At 34.4% G+C, this 17,783-nt stretch carries 21 protein-coding genes and 1 pseudogene; 7 read left to right on the top strand and 15 right to left on the bottom strand.

The window, feature by feature from the left end; all coding sequences use genetic code 11:
* Positions 1 to 33: 33 nt before the first annotated feature.
* Together AC0C45_RS05815 and AC0C45_RS05810 are read right to left on the bottom strand one after the other, a co-directional pair.
* Entirely contained in the window at positions 34 to 1,743 is a 1,710-nt protein-coding gene (locus AC0C45_RS05815) for an alpha-glucosidase (protein ID WP_257061654.1), read from the bottom strand.
* Between the two features lie 238 nt (positions 1,744 to 1,981).
* Complete coding sequence (locus tag AC0C45_RS05810; RefSeq protein ID WP_047933593.1) at positions 1,982 to 2,974, bottom strand: LacI family DNA-binding transcriptional regulator; 993 nt, start codon at positions 2,972 to 2,974, stop codon at positions 1,982 to 1,984.
* Between the two features lie 397 nt (positions 2,975 to 3,371).
* On the opposite strand from AC0C45_RS05810, the gene AC0C45_RS05805 reads away from it, so the two are divergent.
* Positions 3,372 to 4,601 (top strand): MFS transporter, encoded by a 1,230-nt coding sequence (locus AC0C45_RS05805; RefSeq protein WP_047933592.1) that lies wholly within the window; start codon positions 3,372 to 3,374, stop codon positions 4,599 to 4,601.
* Positions 4,602 to 4,893: 292 nt separating this feature from the next.
* Here the strand turns inward: AC0C45_RS05805 and AC0C45_RS05800 are convergent, their stop codons facing one another.
* Both AC0C45_RS05800 and AC0C45_RS05795 read right to left on the bottom strand, forming a co-directional pair.
* Positions 4,894 to 5,889, bottom strand: coding sequence for a DUF3231 family protein (locus AC0C45_RS05800; RefSeq protein ID WP_237892779.1), 996 nt, complete (start codon positions 5,887 to 5,889; stop codon positions 4,894 to 4,896).
* A gap of 215 nt (positions 5,890 to 6,104) precedes the next feature.
* Positions 6,105 to 6,596, bottom strand: a complete 492-nt coding sequence (locus AC0C45_RS05795; protein ID WP_016765098.1) for a general stress protein — start codon at positions 6,594 to 6,596, stop codon at positions 6,105 to 6,107.
* A 215-nt stretch (positions 6,597 to 6,811) separates the two neighbouring features.
* Between AC0C45_RS05795 and AC0C45_RS05790 the strand changes: the two genes are divergently transcribed.
* On the top strand, positions 6,812 to 7,039 hold the full coding sequence (locus AC0C45_RS05790) for a hypothetical protein (RefSeq protein WP_047933590.1): 228 nt from the start codon (positions 6,812 to 6,814) through the stop codon (positions 7,037 to 7,039).
* Between the two features lie 12 nt (positions 7,040 to 7,051).
* Here the strand turns inward: AC0C45_RS05790 and AC0C45_RS05785 are convergent, their stop codons facing one another.
* Positions 7,052 to 7,438, bottom strand: a complete 387-nt coding sequence (locus tag AC0C45_RS05785) for a hypothetical protein (RefSeq protein ID WP_034649743.1) — start codon at positions 7,436 to 7,438, stop codon at positions 7,052 to 7,054.
* Between the two features lie 21 nt (positions 7,439 to 7,459).
* Positions 7,460 to 7,723, bottom strand: a complete 264-nt coding sequence (locus AC0C45_RS05780) for a DUF1292 domain-containing protein (protein ID WP_034649740.1) — start codon at positions 7,721 to 7,723, stop codon at positions 7,460 to 7,462.
* Positions 7,724 to 8,318: 595 nt separating this feature from the next.
* Between AC0C45_RS05780 and AC0C45_RS05775 the strand changes: the two genes are divergently transcribed.
* The 4 genes from AC0C45_RS05775 to AC0C45_RS05760 all read left to right on the top strand — a co-directional run bounded on the left by AC0C45_RS05775 (position 8,319) and on the right by AC0C45_RS05760 (position 11,439).
* On the top strand, positions 8,319 to 8,528 hold the full coding sequence (locus AC0C45_RS05775; protein ID WP_034649738.1) for an alpha/beta-type small acid-soluble spore protein: 210 nt from the start codon (positions 8,319 to 8,321) through the stop codon (positions 8,526 to 8,528).
* A gap of 331 nt (positions 8,529 to 8,859) precedes the next feature.
* A complete protein-coding gene (locus AC0C45_RS05770; protein ID WP_013058453.1) occupies positions 8,860 to 9,372 on the top strand; it encodes a DUF3231 family protein in 513 nt (170 codons plus the stop codon).
* Positions 9,373 to 10,174: 802 nt separating this feature from the next.
* The gene (locus AC0C45_RS05765; RefSeq protein WP_237892781.1) at positions 10,175 to 11,008 is read left to right on the top strand and encodes a hypothetical protein; all 834 of its coding nucleotides are present in this window, start codon (positions 10,175 to 10,177) and stop codon (positions 11,006 to 11,008) included.
* Complete coding sequence (locus AC0C45_RS05760) at positions 10,969 to 11,439, top strand: hypothetical protein (protein WP_459988365.1); 471 nt, start codon at positions 10,969 to 10,971, stop codon at positions 11,437 to 11,439. The genes AC0C45_RS05765 and AC0C45_RS05760 overlap by 40 nt, the downstream gene beginning before the upstream one ends.
* A gap of 198 nt (positions 11,440 to 11,637) precedes the next feature.
* On the opposite strand, the gene AC0C45_RS05755 is transcribed toward AC0C45_RS05760, so the two are convergent.
* The 8 genes and pseudogenes from AC0C45_RS05755 to AC0C45_RS05720 form a co-directional block, all read right to left on the bottom strand.
* Entirely contained in the window at positions 11,638 to 12,168 is a 531-nt protein-coding gene (locus AC0C45_RS05755; RefSeq protein WP_171776748.1) for a YfiT family bacillithiol transferase, read from the bottom strand.
* 535 nt (positions 12,169 to 12,703) lie between these two features.
* Positions 12,704 to 12,901: a hypothetical protein gene (locus tag AC0C45_RS05750; RefSeq protein ID WP_472927954.1), complete on the bottom strand. Its 198-nt coding sequence runs from the start codon at positions 12,899 to 12,901 to the stop codon at positions 12,704 to 12,706.
* A 50-nt stretch (positions 12,902 to 12,951) separates the two neighbouring features.
* Positions 12,952 to 13,233 carry a hypothetical protein gene (locus AC0C45_RS05745; RefSeq protein WP_016765106.1) on the bottom strand — a complete coding sequence of 94 codons (282 nt, stop codon included), beginning with the start codon at positions 13,231 to 13,233 and terminating at the stop codon, positions 12,952 to 12,954.
* Between the two features lie 59 nt (positions 13,234 to 13,292).
* On the bottom strand, positions 13,293 to 13,478 hold the full coding sequence (locus AC0C45_RS05740) for a hypothetical protein (RefSeq protein WP_016765107.1): 186 nt from the start codon (positions 13,476 to 13,478) through the stop codon (positions 13,293 to 13,295).
* A 668-nt stretch (positions 13,479 to 14,146) separates the two neighbouring features.
* Positions 14,147 to 14,272, bottom strand: a pseudogene (locus AC0C45_RS05735) (DUF3267 domain-containing protein); the annotation flags it as partial.
* A gap of 65 nt (positions 14,273 to 14,337) precedes the next feature.
* Positions 14,338 to 14,835 carry an ankyrin repeat domain-containing protein gene (locus AC0C45_RS05730; protein ID WP_472927953.1) on the bottom strand — a complete coding sequence of 166 codons (498 nt, stop codon included), beginning with the start codon at positions 14,833 to 14,835 and terminating at the stop codon, positions 14,338 to 14,340.
* 265 nt (positions 14,836 to 15,100) lie between these two features.
* Positions 15,101 to 15,670, bottom strand: a complete 570-nt coding sequence (locus AC0C45_RS05725) for an MEDS domain-containing protein (RefSeq protein WP_472927952.1) — start codon at positions 15,668 to 15,670, stop codon at positions 15,101 to 15,103.
* Positions 15,671 to 16,096: 426 nt separating this feature from the next.
* A complete protein-coding gene (locus AC0C45_RS05720; protein WP_459992298.1) occupies positions 16,097 to 16,678 on the bottom strand; it encodes a manganese efflux pump in 582 nt (193 codons plus the stop codon).
* 119 nt (positions 16,679 to 16,797) lie between these two features.
* On the opposite strand from AC0C45_RS05720, the gene AC0C45_RS05715 reads away from it, so the two are divergent.
* On the top strand, positions 16,798 to 17,439 hold the full coding sequence (locus AC0C45_RS05715; protein ID WP_016765110.1) for a DUF1232 domain-containing protein: 642 nt from the start codon (positions 16,798 to 16,800) through the stop codon (positions 17,437 to 17,439).
* A 43-nt stretch (positions 17,440 to 17,482) separates the two neighbouring features.
* On the opposite strand, the gene AC0C45_RS05710 is transcribed toward AC0C45_RS05715, so the two are convergent.
* Positions 17,483 to 17,755 (bottom strand): DUF3973 domain-containing protein, encoded by a 273-nt coding sequence (locus AC0C45_RS05710; protein ID WP_047930619.1) that lies wholly within the window; start codon positions 17,753 to 17,755, stop codon positions 17,483 to 17,485.
* Positions 17,756 to 17,783 lie beyond the last annotated feature (28 nt).

The following is a 17,783-nucleotide window of genomic DNA, read 5'->3' as shown; positions in this document are numbered from 1 at the left end:
ATACGTGAATCAGTCAATTGTGATAAAAACAGATTAACATGATAAATCGACTTCACAAACGATGGACTCGTAAGGTCGTAATTTTATCTGGTTTAGGTGTAATTCTAAATAATCATAGTTGGATAAAATAACATTTTTTATATTAAAATCTAAGTTTAGAGTCAACTCTTTATTATCAAAGTTAGCAATCACCGCTATTTTTTTATCGTTCAACTCTCTCGTGTAGGCCATGATTTGCAGGCTATCTTTAAATATGTCTTCGTATTTACCAAAAGCAATAACATCTGAATATGGACTGCTTTTTCTTAAACTAATTAACTTTTTATAGAAATAAAATAAAGAATTACGATCTTTTAAAGCATTCTCGACGTTAATAAAAGAGTAATTAGAATTTATCTCTAGCCACGGTGTACCTTGGCTAAATCCTGCATATTCAGAATGATTCCACTGCATAGGTGTTCGAGAATTATCACGACTGCGTCTCCAAATCGCTGCTAATGCTTCCTCTTTTGAGAAGCCTTCTTTCAGCGCAGAGTAATATTGATCGATTGAAGCCAAGTCATTATAATGCTCAATTGATGGATACTGTACATTTGTCATTCCAATTTCTTGCCCTTGATAGATAAATGGCGTTCCTTTTAAGAAGAAATAGACGGTAGCTAACATTTTAGCTGGAATAGGTCCTATATCTTCTCGTTTAATAAATTTGTTTAAAGAACGAGGCTGGTCATGGTTTTCTAAATAAAGCGCTCCCCACCCTGTGTTGTTATAGAACGTTTGACTGTCAGAAATGGCTTTTTTGAAATCAAGGAGATTCCAATTATACGTTTCATACCATTTTCCTTCTTTTCCTACATCTAAATCGACATGATCGAACTCAAAAAGCATACTAAAATGCCCGTCTTCCCCCGCATAAATAGGCAGTTCTTTGTATGATACCCCAGGTGCTTCTGCCACGGTTAAGATATCATGTGAAGTAAAAGCTTCTTTACTTAGTTCACTTAAAAATTCATGAATGCCTTGTTGATTGGTTTCAATTACATTCATTCCATCATGCGAATCAGCAAAGTCCTGTCGTTTTTTTATAAATGTAATGGCGTCTACTCTAAAGCCACTAATTCCTTTATCTAACCACCATGTGACCATTTTATAAACGGCATTTCGAAGATCAGGGTTTTCCCAATTAAGATCAGGCTGTTTTTTAGAAAATGCATGAAGATAATACTGTCCGGTTTGCTCATCATACTCCCAGCACGAACCGCCAAAAATAGATTTCCAATTGTTAGGCGGAGCCCCGTCTTTTCTTCCGTTTCTCCAAATATACCAATCTCTTTTAGGATGATTTATATCACTTTTTGATTCTATGAACCATTCATGTTCATCCGAAGTATGATTAACTACTAAGTCCATAATAATCTTTATATTTCTTTTTTTAGCTTCATGGATTAATAGATCCATATCTTCCATAGAGCCAAATTCCTCTGCAATTGCTTGATAATCAGAGATGTCATATCCGTTATCGTCCATTGGTGATTGATAAACTGGGCTTAACCAAATAACGTCGATACCTAACTCTTTTAAGTAATCTAATTTTTGAATAACTCCTTTTAAGTCACCAATCCCGTCACCATTAGAGTCATAAAAACTTTTCGGATAAATTTGATATACAACTGCTTCCTTCCACCATTGTCTATTCTTTATTGTAGCGCTTTCTTCATTCATTCTTTCACTTAGTTGAACCATTTCTATCAGCTCCCGTATTTTTATATTAAAATTATGTACTTATTCTTCGTTTATATGGTATCGATACCATATATGATTAAAAAATTTATCCTATTAAAAAGTCTGATATAACCCTTCTCATTTAAGGTAAATTCATTGTATTACATCATGGGAACGGTTTCAATAACTTTTCTGAAAATTTTTCAAAAAAAGGTGAGAACGAATAAATCCAGCTCTCACCTTCATCTGATATCTCCTATTACGTTGAACTTCGAACAACCAGCTCGATTGGAAGTTCAAAAGTTTCCACTTTCACTTCAGAATCATTCAACATATCAATAAGAGTTTCCATTGCTTTAATCCCCATCTGATCAATAGGTTGTCGTATAGTTGTTAGCTTTGGATCTAACATTTGCGCAAGAGGTTGATCATCAAAGCCAATAATAGCCAAATCATTAGGTATTTTTAGACCGCACTCTTTGGCTTCAATCATCATTCCCCCGGCAATTTCATCACTCCCTGTAAATATAGCCGTTGGACGATCCTCCATTGACAGGATTTTTTTAACTACTTGTTTTCCGTCTTCAATACTGTGTTGATTAACAAAGATCCATTTTGGATCCGGCTCAATCCCTGCCTCTTGAAGTGCTTTTTGATAACCTTGATTACGGTCCTTGTCCTTGCCTTCCTCTGCAAACAATCCACCTGTACAGTACCCAATTTTCCGGTGGCCTTTTTCAAGTAAATGCTTTACGCCTATATACGCACCCTTGTATTGATCTAATCGAACAATTGGAACATTTGCGTTGTTTACATATTCATTGCATAACAAAATAGGACCAGATTCAGTAAACGGTTCTATGATACTCCAGTCATTTTCAATAGAGGTCATAATAATTCCGTCAACTTGCTTTGTTTTTAATAAATTTAAAAAGGCCAATTCTTTCTCTTTATCTTCATTACTTTGAAAGATTAATACGTGATAGCCGTTTTTATAAGCAACTTGTTCAATTGAATCGACTAAATAAGAGAAAAATGGATTTACGATTCTTGGTACAATGACACCAATTGTAGTTGTTACCTGTCCTCTTAACTTTCTTGCCGAAGGATTCGGGGTATAGTTAAGCTCTTTCATTGCTTTTAGCACCAGATTTTTTTTCTCTTCTGAAACATATGAATGATTGTTTATAACACGGGAAACGGTTGTTTTTGATAACCCCGATAATTTTGCTACGTCATATATGGTAGGCATTTATTTATCACTCCATCATTAACTGAAATCAGTTTCATACTTATTTTACGTTAAGAAAGAGCCAAAATGCAATGAATGAATTCGTTTGCATCTCTACTATATCGTGTGTTCAATAAGAATATCAGTAAAATCGCTGTGACTCTTTAAAACGGAACCTTTTTATATAAAATGTTTCATGATTAATAAACCAGCATACTTAAAAAGATTTATTTTATAAGCAAGAAACCAGTACCACACTCAAAAAAACACATTATACTTAAAAAAACCTTTTTTAAAGGGAGTTTTTGTTAATTAATTTCTTATTGACATATGAAATCGGTACCATATATAATACAATCAAATCGAAAACGCTTTCTAAATAAAATTTAGATACATAAACAGCAAAGGGGATTTAAATATGCAAAACAATAAACTTTACTGGAAGCTAAGCAGTTTCTTTTTCTTGTTCTTCTTATCTATTGCCTCTATTTTCACTTTTTTTTCTATCTGGTTGGGACAAAGCCTTAACCTTTCCGGAGCACAAACGGGTATTGTTTTTTCTGTAAACGCTGTCTTCACTATGCTTTTCCAACCGCTTTATGGATATATCTCTGATAAATTGGGGTTACGAAAGAATTTATTATACTTCATTTCAATTTTAGTTATTTTATCTGGACCATTTCTCATTTTCATCTATCAACCTCTTTTAAACTGGAATTTTTGGATAGGAGCCCTGACAGGCGGGTCTTATCTTGCCATCACTTTTTTAGCTGGTATCTCAGCTATCGAGTCATATATCGAAAAAGTTGGCAGAAAGCATGAGTTTGAATTCGGTCGTGCAAGACTTTGGGGATCAATAGGGGCAGCCGTGGCAGCTGCTCTTGGGGGACGAATGCTTAGCATTAACCCTGATATCAACTTTTGGATTGCATCGGGATCAGGCATTTTCTTATTACTTGTTATTTTCTTTACAAAAGTAGAAGTATCCACTATCGAAGAAAAGAAGGCAAAGTCCCTTTCTGTGCAAGATTTGGGCAGTTTATTTAAACGAAAAGATTTCTGGGTTTTTATGATTTTTATGCTCGGGACGGGCTGTATTTATAATGTCTTTGACCAGCAATTTCCTGTATATTATGCCTCTCTGTTTCCAACAGAACAATTAGGAAACCAAATATTTGGTTACTTAAATGCAGGTCAGGTCTTTTTAGAATCCGGTATGTTATTAGTTGCTCCATTTATTGTCCGTAAAGTAGGTCCTAAAGGAGGTTTAATTTTAGCGGGAATTATTATGATTTTGCGCGTAATAGGTTCAGGTCTAGTATCAGATCCATACAGCATTTCATTTATTAAGCTTCTTAACGCACCAGAGTTTGCCATTATCATCGTTTCTGTGTTTAAATATCTGGCTACACATTTTGATACAAAATTCTCTTCAATTTTATATTTGGTTGGCTACCAATTCGCGATGCAGCTAGGAGCTGTTATACTCTCTCCTATCGTAGGAAATCTATACGATTCAATTGGTTTTCGTCAAACATACTTAATCATGGGGGTTATTGTCACTACCTTTACTCTATTTGGTGCATTTCTTTTAAGAAACCAGAATCAAGCATCTAAAGATAGGAACGATTCAAAACTTACTGCTTAGAATCAGGAAAAATATAATAAATAGGCTTAAAACTTCAAAAATGTCTTTTAAGGTGTTCCTATTGATTGTGATTCTCATAATTTTGAAAGCCTTTGCTAATTATAGCAAAGGCTTCTTTTTGGTGAGTTTCTTCTGGTTAACGTTATATATGCTAACTAGAAGTGTATAGTAGATACATCCAAAAAACTACCGCTCCTGAACCGCAGCTCTTTCTCTTTATACGTAAATATTTTTACAACATCTGTAGTAGCATGCTCGGAGGATTAAACATTAATTTATTAAGAACGTTTTTCTAATCATCTAACCTTTTACGGTCGTCTGCTTGGGGAGGCTGTTCCATCCACTGATTATCAATCATATCTTTCCCAATACGGCTATAAATCCACAAGCTATCCAAGGCCGCCTTTTCACAGTGTGCTGAAATATCAGCTCTCATACTTGCAATGAGAGCTGCGTTATAATAAGTAACTGCTACACCAAAAAAGAAACCCGTTTGAAGAAGCATAAGCCGATCTGAAAAAGGAGAAATATTGGAATTTGTAACCTCTGTTTCGCATGATTTAGGCAGATGAAGATTGTCTTTGGTTAATAAGGATGAAAACACTTCAATGTGTTTGTTTTTTACTTGCAGGCTTTTTTCTAATAATGCTCGTACGTTTTGATTTTTTGAAACTTGTGAAAAGCCGAGGATCATCGCTTTGGCAATAAATGTTTTGTTTAAATTAAAATAAGCATGTCCACTTTCAATTGTATTTATCGGTCTCTGTTTACCGAATACATCCGTTACATAGTTGTAGTGTTCAATCATTTCCACCTTGTTCGGTGTTATGTAAGTAGGTGGTTGCTGATAAAGTTGCTTTGAAACAAGAAGGTCCTTAGCTTTTTTATAAATCTCCATCGCATCAAGGTTGCATTGATAATAAAAATCTACAATGTCTGGGCGTAAGGAAGTCGCAAATGATAAACTCATTTCATTATGTCCGTGTGTGCTCATCATATAAAGGGATTTAAGACACAAAACATCCGTAAATAGAGGAGGAGCTTCTAAGTTTACGTCTTCTTCTGTAAATCCTTTAGGAATAGGAAACTTCTCTTTCTTAAATAATGCTTTTAAAGCATCTATGTGTTTAAATGAATAGTGAAGAGCCGTTTGAAAAAGGCTATGTATCTCAGGATCTTGAATCGTGTGAAGCATATATTTATTTACACATACAGATAAAGTTTCACGGATATAGTGTATCCATAAATTTGCAATTTCAGGAGATGTTAATCGATTCTTTTTTTGCAATTTTCCGTTCCTCCGTATCAACGCTCATTTTTACTTAGCTTCCCCTCCTTTTAAGCTTTCATACAAGTTAGCTTTCATACTAATATTTCCGTTAAAAAAGAAAAAGCTGCTCAAATGAGCAGCTTTTAAAAAACACATACTTAATGAAAGATGAGGAGTTGGGGTTCCTATGTTCTTAGTTTGCCCACAAACTCGAATTTTATTCTTCTTCCTACCTATTCATGCTTACGATGTTCTCCGTATAATGATTTATCATAAACGGAGTCACCCTTTGCAAAAGGAGAATCTTCTCTACTTCCTAAGAACTGATTTGTTTTTGTCTCTCTATTAGCTTTTACTAGCAATAATACTTTTCCTTTTTGCAGATCATCTGCATAAGGTCCTGCTTCTGTAAGAGGGACACCTAAGTTAATTAAACGCTTTTCTACTCTTGCTTTATCACTACGAATCTCTTTAGGGTGATCTGGTGAAAACATATGTTTAATTTTATCCATAATCGACTCATCCTGGTGATTTTGTGCTGTGGTTTCAACCTTCTTGACGTCAATTCCCTCTCTGCTTTCTACTCTCGAATAGTCCTCTTTATCGATATCTTTGCTGGTTACAAGAGAAAGGTCCTTCTCTTGAAAACCTTGTGTCTTTAAGTTTTGAATAGCGGTTACAATATCTTCTTCATTATCATACGTACCTATCACATTTTTTGTCATGAGCAGTTCCTCCTTCTAGTAAAAAAATGGTTTATATCAATTAATTCGTTTATGGTAATTGTAATACCCTGACCTCTTTTTCTAAAACATTCAAAAAATTGAACAATCATTGTTTAGATAGATAGCCCTTACGGGAACGGCAGCACCAAAAGTTCGCAAAATATTAAAAGCAATTCAACGAAGCTATGGAGCTTCATGAAAGGATCGCTCATTATATGATTGATAATGAAATGTATCCTGCCTATGTTATTAAAGGGCAAGTGTGGATTGACACCCCTATTGATTTCCATACAAGACTTCGCTTTCCACGGGCGGGCGCTAGAAGCAACAAAACATATGAAACCTACATTTACCATCATAATAAAAAGATCCGAACGATGAACCGTTCGGATCTTTTTAAAATACGTTTGTCTCAGCCTCTTTTTAAGAGAAGATTTAATTGAAAAAAATCAAGATTAATGATTGTTTTGTTTATATTCTGCATCAAACGAGTTTTCACCGGCATGGACAGAAAGCAAGGTATCAGCATAGCCAACTAGCCTGTTGACAAGTTCATCTGCAATTGCATAAACAAGAGGATGGGTTTCTCCTTTAAATAGCGCTGGATCATCTAAGATGACTGTAGTGTTGATAAACACATCTCTATTTCCATAAAGGTTATAATGAATCATCGCTTTCCCTGCAGCTCCACCTGTTCTTGGATCTTCATAACCTGGAAGAAATACGTACCATTCTTCTGCCGTAGCAGACCGGAAATTTTTCGTAAAGGTCATTCCATTGATCACTTTTTCAATCCGCATTTTTTGCTCCAAATGAGTTGCATCTACAATTTTCTCCTTCATAACGTACTACTCCTCATCATATTAGCGAAATTCTTCGTCAGCAGGCGTAGCCTCTACAGCAATTTGATAAGCATCTAAAATGGAGTCACGTTCCTCAGAATCAGTCAATCCAACAAGATATTGTTCACCCTTTTCATCTTCAACGCGCATCAACAGTACTTCTCCGTTCGATTGCAGCAAAGCATAAGTCTGATTTCTCATATCAAATAAAGCCTCAACTGCATATTGTTTTTCAATACCTTTTTCATTTTCAATGGTTATAAAATCTCTTTCCCTACTCCTCACTTCTCGTTCACCTCCACTAAAAATCTTCCCGGTTACTTTACCCGTTCTTCTCTGCTTTTATAATTGTATAAAATGAAATTCAATAGCGAAGGCGAATAGGGAGTTTAGCTATGGATATATCTAAAAAAGTAGTTATTTATTCGTCTATTGGAGAATGAAACTTTAAGAAATGATTAAAAAAATGTTTTTACGATATCGTGTTGTGAATGACATTCGTGGCAGTAACAATTAATTTCTAAAGCATCTTCTGTGAGGGTATGTATAGTTTCTTTTCTGCACTTTTTACAGTATTCTTTTTTCTGACGTGTCTTTGACAATACAATCTCTTCCTCTCTTACATTTTTAATTTTATGTTTCGTATAAAAATAACCATTGATACGTCCCTAAAGAGGATTGCAATAGCAATTGCAACCCTCTTCTCACATGGCAACTTTTAGATAACAAGGAAATGAAACATCTAATCCCACTTTTTACAGTGTCGGTTGTTTCTAAAAATTAGTATGTCATTCTGATAAGGAAATAAACACCCATCATTTACCATGTATATACTTCTTGGCCCCTAGGAAACTTAAGAAAAACAAGGAGGTGACACAACATGGCAAACAACAACAGTGGTAGCCGTAACGAATTATTAGTAAACGGTGCTGAACAAGCAATCGATCAAATGAAATATGAAATCGCTAGCGAATTTGGTGTAAACCTTGGTGCTGATACAACTGCACGTGCAAATGGATCAGTAGGTGGCGAAATTACAAAGCGTCTTGTGCAATTAGCTGAGCAACAACTTGGCGGCGGACGTTTCTAAGACAACTTTATAAAGTGATGGCTGAAGGAAGAGTGGATACCCACTCTTCTTTTTATTATGGACATTTTTATTTATCATTACAAGTAGAAAGCCACATAAAACATGACAAAACAAAAAAACTGCCAAAGAAGGCAGCTCTCTGTATAACAAGGGTATTGTGACTGATGCCCTTATAGGCATCTTGAATAGTATACGTAAAATAGTGGATTGTATTCACTGATAAAATTCCTTTTTATATCTAAAAGAATAATAAAACATCATATGGAAACGTTAAGTATGTGCATAGTAAGAAAGGTGGCACATTATTATGAATATGTTAAGGAGGATAACAATGGGTATTTTAAGTGGAAATCCTACAGATGAACCGATGCATTACGGTGAAGTATTTGGAACATGGTCGTTTCTTTCTGCTTCGAAAGGATTAGTAGCTGGTTATCAAACGTTTCTAAATCATGTAGGGGACAAGGATCTACATAAGTTGGTACAAGAAACGATTGAACAATGTCAGCAGGAAATGAAAGGTGTAGAAAAGCTATTAAAAGAAAATGGAGTGGCTTTACCTCCAACTCCGCCTGAACGTCCAGAAGCTTGTTTAGATGATATTCCAGTAGGTGCACGTGTTCAAGACCCCGAAGTTGCTGCGGCTATTTCACTGGATATAGCTGCTGGTCTAGTTGCTTGCAGTCAACTGATTGGCCAATCTATTCGCGAAGATATTGCAGCAATGTTTGGTCAAATTCACATGCAAAAAGTAGCTCTTGGTGGAAAGTTTTTGCGACTTAACAAAGAAAAAGGCTGGTTAGTTCCACCACCTCTTCACAAGTCAAAAAACACGGATTGTTAATCATAAAATTCGTATAAAATGTGAAAATTTCACATTAAGTCAATCCTACAACATGCTATAAGAAGGAACTGCTGATTCATTCCACATTAGCAGTTCTTTCTCAAATAAAGAGCACTAACGAGAGCAAACTACTCAAGATGCAGTAGAGCATTATCAATATAATAACATCTATATTTCAACGACTAGGAAAACTACTGCACAGGAGCAGTAGTTTTTTCCCTTTTTATTATGTTGTATAGAATATAAAAAGGCAGTGGACATAATGTACGTTTATAAACAGTATCAAATTAATTCTGGAATACATAATAATCTTTTAAGAGAAACTACTAACAAAAAACGATAAACCCTTAGTTATCATATATAAAATTATTTTATTCATCTTTCCAATGTTTTTAATCGAACTCTAGGCAGAAAAAAAGACAAATTTAATTAGATGGAGAAGACCTTGGAAATGGTATCATACTTTACTTAGTCTTACAGTCAAATCAGTATTAAACAGGTTAATGATCGGAGCTATAAGAGCATTAGATGAAAAAGTAGAAAAGAGTTCTTGATTCATGAAATAAAAACTAAATTGAAGATATTTCTATATCTTGAACAAATGAGTTAAGACGCCGTGAAGCATCTAACCACCTCTTTATGGAAAAATAAAGAGCTTTTTCTCGTCAAAGAACCCTTCATTTTGATAAAGATTAGGTGTATATCAATGAACTGCATAAAATAAATGAACAAGACCATATTAAATATGGATGATAGGTATAAAAAGTATATTTTTTTCGAATCCATGGGAGATCGATCGTAAATGAATAATTATAAAAATGACAATAGTGCAAGACGCTATATTGCTCATGTCAGTATATTTGGAACGACTCAAATCCATTTAAGAAATCCTTATATTATCGCTTGGCGGTCAGCGGCTTTTCCAGGGTTTGGGCACCTACTACTGTCTAAATACCTTCGCGGCTTTGTGTTGTTCGTATGGGAAGTCGTCATAAATATTAAATCTCATGTAAATTTAGCCATGATTTATTCTTTCCAAGGAAACATTGATATGGCAAAAGACGTGCTTAATACAAGGTGGCTTCTTATTTATATCCCCGTTTATATTTTTGCTATATGGGATAGTTACCGGACAACCGTTGATTTAAATAGAATATACGTGTTAGCTGAACGAGAAAACCATCGGTTCAACACCTTTAGTATAGGAGCCATGGAAATAAACTATTTAGATAAACGGAATCCCATCCTGTCCGTTTTCTGGTCCTTGGTAATGCCAGGTCTAGGACAACTCTATATTCATCGGATCATTGGTGCTTTCTTTGTTATCATTTGGGCAGTTGTTTTCTTTTATTATTCTCACTTGCTTGAAGGAATTTCTCTTCTATTTTTAGGAGAAATAAAACAGGCTACTGCCGTTTTAAATAAAGAATGGCTGTTATTTTTCCCTTCCCTATATGGTTTTGCTACCTTCGACTCCTATATAAATACGGTTGAGAATAATAAACTTGCTGAAAAAGTGCAGAAAAACTTCTTTGAGAAAACGTATCAACATCCAAGTTTTTGTATTGGGACAAGAAAAAAAGGTGGAGTGAAAACATGCAGGTCTTTTCTACATTTGAATACTCCAGTTACATAGAATTAGCTGTTTCAGAGCTAGAAAAAAAAGGGATAAAGAAAGAAGATATATTTATTGTCCCCCTTAATAATCGAACGGAAGATCGCCGGCTTTTTGATAGCCTTCATCGAGCAGATGGAATTTCTCTTATTGATCTAGGAATGGCTCTAGCCACAGCCTTTTCAGTCATTGGTGCAAGCATTGGGTTTAAACTAAGCTGGGGCCCCATCTACTGGGGAATAATTAGTGCTTTTATCGGATTTATCTTAGGACTAGGAATTAAACTATTTATGTTTAAAGTAATCAAGAAAAATCAACGGCTTTTACGCGGCAAACATTCGGAAGTCATACTCATTGTTAATTGTCGTACGGTGGACGCCGGAGTGGTTGAACAAACTTTGTGGAAAAACCTTGCCTTAGGTGTTTCAAAAGTCCGATCTGATGGCTTATAAAAATAAGTCATCACCGTACAATATAATGGCTATATAAGGGATGAATGAATTACTATTCAGGATTAGAGATAACTTCCTTAACACATTGAGGGAGTTTTTCTGTTTTTAAGCTCTGTATACTCTTTAGTTAGTATAATGTCATTTATTAGAACCAAAAAAGCTTTTAAAAAGAGCTTTTTTGGTTCTAACATATGTTAATTAAATGCCATTCCACCAACCTCTTTGATTTCTTAATGTCGTAATATGAGCAACGTGATGCTTTCCATGCCAAGCGTAAGTAGCTATTAATTGTTCAATCGTCACTTCCCCGTTTTCAGGATGGTGGATCATTTTCTTCAAATCTTTTTCATCAAGGGAGTTTAACAATTTATGAAGCCGCTTATGTAAAGCTGAAAAAAGTTGGAGAGAAACTTCTATAGGTAAATCATTATCAGGCAAAGTTGACCAAGCCACTTCATCATATGCTTTAATAGTAGGCGCTTGCTCTGTTAACCCTAATTTAAAACGAGTATAAGCATTCATATGGGAGTCAGCTAAATGATGGACAACTTGACTTAATTTCCAACCGCCTTCTCGATAAGGCGTAGCTAATTGTTCTTTGGTCAGTCCTTCTACAGCATCAGCTAATTGCTTTGGTGCATCTCCAATGTCATGAAGCCACCCTTGAATATCTTCTTTCTGAATATTTTCTTTCACGGTAAATTTCCCAATAGGATATTGATTAAACATATTTCTTCCTCTCTTTCTATTTTTATTAATATCTATTATATCAATTTTAAATATAAATAAATTTAAATATTCAGAATTAAATATAGGTGAAAAATTATAATTTATAAATATGGTATGTACTTTCAGTTACCATCATGTACCTTCTCCGCAGTACAAAGACCTGCCTTTGCTATAATTCATGATAATCCCCCCTAAATTAGGCCGCTTTTAATTAAAACAATAAACATATAGATAAACTTGCCGTAAAATTAAGTTGAGGTGAGTAAATTGAGCAGTGATTATAAAAGCTATTTCTACAAAAAGTTCTTTTTAATATATTTTATTACCGTTTTCTTATTTATTAGTATTGATATTATAGAATCAGGAAGAATTACACTTTTTTCTTTTGAAGACAGCTGGAATTTCATTTTGTATCAAACTGGTTTTTGTTTAATTTCTATTGGCTTTTTTAGCGCATTCATTACAAACTTATTATGGAAAATAAAAAGAGTTAAATAAATACGTCATAGACCCCTACAGAAATAAAAAACGACCTTCAGCGATGAGAAGATCCTTTTTGGATATCTGCTTTAAGCGCTTGTAATCTTGATTGAGAATCATTGGTTTGTCTAATTACTTTTTCCACGATGTATTGATATCCATGTAAAACAACGGCTAAAACCGTAGTCATCCCCCAGTACATGCTTGGCGACATCTTTTTCATTTTAAATGTGACGATAGCATTAGAATCCAATCTTCAAAAAAGAAGCATCTAGCCTTTAAAGAATAAATGCTTCCTCTCCTTTACACCTTATAAATTTCATTAGACGACAGCCAGTCAACGAATTGATGATACGGATAATAGGTAGTCCCTTTCAGCTCTATCTTTGGAGCTCCGGGATATTTAGTTAACAGTTCTTCAATTTCATCTTTGCTTAAGTGAAAGTGATAGTGTAGATCTTTTTCTTTAATCAAATAAGGATATTTTGATTTTCTTTGAGGTTTGCTGAAATTCTTTAAACCATCGCCTATAAAATAACCAAGGGCAGCCAATCCTAACGCTAACCAAAAAAAGTTCATTTCCAAAGTAGGATACCCCCAAACATACTCATAAAATAAATTTGAGACCTTACTCTATAAGATCTCTACAGATGAGCCAGCTTTTCATGAGCTATAAACTTCATAAGTATACCTGCCCCTGAAATATTTAATACGATGCTGCTACCTAAAATAACACCATATAATAACCCAGCTATATGTAATGTTAAAGCTAAAACCAAAAAGACTGTTCCTGTACCGACTAAAAGTAATCCCAAGCTTCGATTGTTCATCTATTTCACCACCAAAAAAGTAGATATAGTTATATTTTAACATAATTATATTTATTTTACTTATTAAAGAGTCTTCCTATTTATATGCTGTATACAACATATAAAGCTAGTCACTCTAATACTAAAAAAGAAGGAGAAGCTAAGCCGCGTTAGTTTCCCCCTCTTTTTGTATCTCCAGTTTTCATTAAGAACCCTGCGGATATAATACAGGCAGCAGATAAAAGTAACCCTGTTAATCCCTGTTTTAAAACAAACCCAAAGATTGTGATAGAAAATGATCCTAAAAAGAACATCAATTTGACTAAAACATTTCTATTGCTCATTTATATAATCGTCTCAACTCTATATACAAATAATATATGAAGTTACTGGCAGTGTTCTCTTTGCCCAGCAATCCAAGCTAACGCTAAAATAGAAACAGTTACAGCTACTGCAGTCAACATAACTATATTAACCTCTTCTTCCTTATAATTACATTATAACATAGCCATAGAGCAGTATTTTAACAGAGATATGTTATATGTTATATGTTATATGTTATAGGAAACTAACTAGTATAAAACCGATGATCAACACAAAAAGAGCACCTAATTATTACAGGTGCTCTTCTTATAGGTAGTAATACAAATAAACCAATCTACTACTATTTTACGTGATAATAACCTCTGCAAAATAATCTGAAGTAAATATACAAACTTCATATAGTGTTTTCGATACCACGTATTCTGGATAAAAGGAGTCCATTCAGAAAAGTTCATGCTTATTTGTGGCAAGTGGCGAAACCAAATGATCATAGGCGCTCCCTCTCCTTCATGTAAACTTCAAATAATTTCATTAACATAAAATCTCCTACTCTATATTAAGCTTTATTATTTAAATACTGAGTAAATAAATGAACTGCATTGTCTTGTTTTTTCTCTATTGCAATCTCTAACGGCGTTTTACCATCATCTTTTTGCATCTTGATATCTGCACCTTTTTCTATAAGAAGTTTAATCATATTTTTATCTCCTAGCAGCGAAGCCTCATGAAGACTAGTCCATCCACCGCTTTGTTTTGCATTTACATCTGCGCCTTTTGTAAGCAACAAGTCTACAGCTTGAATTTGCTTATTTGCTACTGCTGCATGAAGAGGCATGTTTTCATTCGGATTTTTAGCTTTAGCATCAATATCCGCCCCCAATGACAACAATAACTTGGCGCTATCCACTTGCCCAAAATAACAAGCTAAATGTAAAGGCGTCCACCCATCTGAATTAAAAGCGTTAAGTAAAGATGGCTCTTTATTTAATAACGCTTTTATCTCTTCACTCTCTCCATTCACCGCCGCATTTGTTATTTGATCAATATATTCCATTTTACGACCCCTAATATATAGAAATAATTTGATTATATTTCCATTTTATCATAGGTTAGTAGATAAACACGACATACAAACTTAGGTATATAAGTAAGAAGGACGATAAGGAATAGAGATTTTAATTGAAAGTTCACACTAGATATAAAGATAAAAGATATACATCCTCTCTAAAAACAATAAATAAGGAGCCTTAAATAAGGCTCCTTGTTTGTTCTCTATTTACCTTTTACTTTTTAAAAGTAACGCTCAATCACACCATTACTTACACTGCATCTGTCGTTACATATAAATTGGATGGAATAATTTTGTTTTCTAAAATTAAGTATGGATGGCACTTCATTAAAGCAAGTTTAAGAACTTCCGGTACTCTCTCTTCATCATACGCGCATACTAAATGTAATCTGCCTTTATTTACTAATTTGTCGGCTTCATTTTCAAACTCTTCTAAAATAGGTATAATTCCTTCTTGCTGTCCCCATTCGACATGAGCCCATATTTGAAAAGCCGTATTGTTTTTATAAAAAGGATCTAAGTGTTTAGAGAGATGTTCAAAAATGATGGCAGGCTGAAAGCTTCCACTTGAACAGTAATAATCAAAATTATTAATGGTATGTATATATGCTAGTTGGTCTTTAGTCAGAATTCCCTCTAATTTTTTAAAAATCAGCGGAATTAGTCTCTCACTTTCGATAACTAACGTATGTCTCTCTTGTTCAATCCCCGAAACAATATAAGACACAAGATTATCTAAGTAACTTCTCATATCGTCAATATTGTAGTAAATATGAACGCTTTCATTATTCTGTATTAATTGAGCAAACTGATTTTTCAAGTGTGTACGCTCCCTTATATAAAATCAACCTAAATTTTAAGACTCTTAAAATAGTGAATTATCTATTCATTAGAACAATTCTACGCTTTGCATTCTTGTCTGTCAAAACTAGATGTTCCCAGCTTTGTTTTGGGGTGTACAGCTGGTTTTTAGAATAGTGTATCTATATTGATTGCAAACGTGATAACAGTTGCGACAGTTATTCTGGCGCTTTGACTAAATAATCCTATACCCTTCTCAAATACGATTAAAACTTAATAAGAAAGAATGAAGTTTTCTTACCTCTTCATTAAATAAATTCTTATGTAGCATTGATAAGAGTATTAATCATCTATTTTTTAGTTTGTATAACCTATGGAAAACTAGTTACTACAAAACACACACAAAAAAAAACACCACTTGCTTTAGTAAGTGGCGCCTTTTCTTTTAAAATATTTGAGTAAAGGCTACAATTAAAATCGTGATTCCGCTTATTAACGTTCCGCATTGACTCAATGTAAATTTCCCAATTTGAACACTTGCGGCTTTTTGCCCCACCATTACCCCTATCCATACTGTGATAAAACTGCCAAATGCTGATGTAAGCGAAATAGCTAAAGGTGATAACCCAAGCAAACCAGCTCCTAGACCGTTTGTAAGTGCGTTCGCTGAAAGTGCTACACCTAAAACACTGCTTTCTATCCATCCAATAGAGTGTACTTTTACTTGACCCGTACTATCTAATTGATCAATTCCGTTATTTCTCTGGGAGCCGACTAATAAAATAATTCGAATCCCAATTAGCGTTAATAATACGACGGCTACAATAACATGGAAAACTCCTGGTAAGATGGTTGAAATCCACCTACCAAACGTAATTCCCACCATGCTAAAGAGGAAACAAATAGCCGCTATCAGTAAATTAGAAAGCCATTTTATCCTTATCTTTCGAACTCCGTATGATATTCCTACACCGAAGTTATCTATACTCGATGATAATGCAAAACCTAATATGAATAACCATTCCATTTTGTATTCTCCTTTTGTTGATAATGTTGAGGAGATTTGCTTATTTGTTGCATATATTGTTGATAAACCTTCAATAAAATAATCACTGCGCGTTGAAAAATATGAAGAGGTGAATCGCTATGTCTAAGATCCAACATGACCAAAGCCTTGGTTTGTTATTACGGTCTTTATTAAAGGAAAATGCTTTATCTATGCGGAAGCTTAGCTCCCTTACGGGAATTGATACGGCAACTATTTCACGGATTATAAACGGAAAGCAGCAAGCAAATCTACATCATTTAAAGCAGTTTGCACACTATTTAAATACTCCTCTTGGAGCATTGATTGACCCTGCTGGAGCTGCTTCAAACCATACAGAAAATGAACTAGAAACAGGCATTCATTACTCTATTGATAAAATTCAAGAAATACTTAAATCTTTTAATATAGTGGATACAAACTTTACGATTGAACGTGTAGAACAAGAACTAACAAAATATAAACAATATGCACAGACAGACGAAGGACACAGCATGATTTGTAATAACTTTCAAACCAAAATAGAGCAAGTAGGCAGTGTCGGAACCTTTATTGATCAACTAAAGCAAATGTATCTTGAATACTGTAACGAAGAAACGTCAGCTGCCAAACGCTCTATTTTAGGAAGTGCGCTATTGTATTTTATTTTGCCTACCGATATTATCCCAGACTATGTCTTTCCAATCGGCTATTTAGACGATGCAATAGCTGTACAACTAGTGATGAATCAGCTTACAGAATAAAAACTGAATTTTATTAAGCGAACTGGACGCGGCATGCCGCTAGTTATTGTGAAAACGGAACTTTTTCTGAATTATGACGATGAGCAGGTAAATATTCTATGGCTTTCTTTAATTTAGATAATTCCTTTGGCACAATCTTTTTGATGATTTGTTCTTTTTCACATCGTTTGCATGACTCGTGGTTGCATCTATGTGCACATATACCTAAAGGGATTTTCTCTCCTACAAATGGATCTATATAGACTCCATTTTCAAACAGCTTACTCTTAATAAGATTTTCATTTTGCAATCTGCAGCAAGTAACGCAATAGTACATTCGTTTTCCACTCTCTTTCTCATATTTG

This window comes from Priestia sp. VA7 (assembly GCF_055710015.1).
This window is presented reverse-complemented; position numbering and strand designations above follow the sequence as displayed.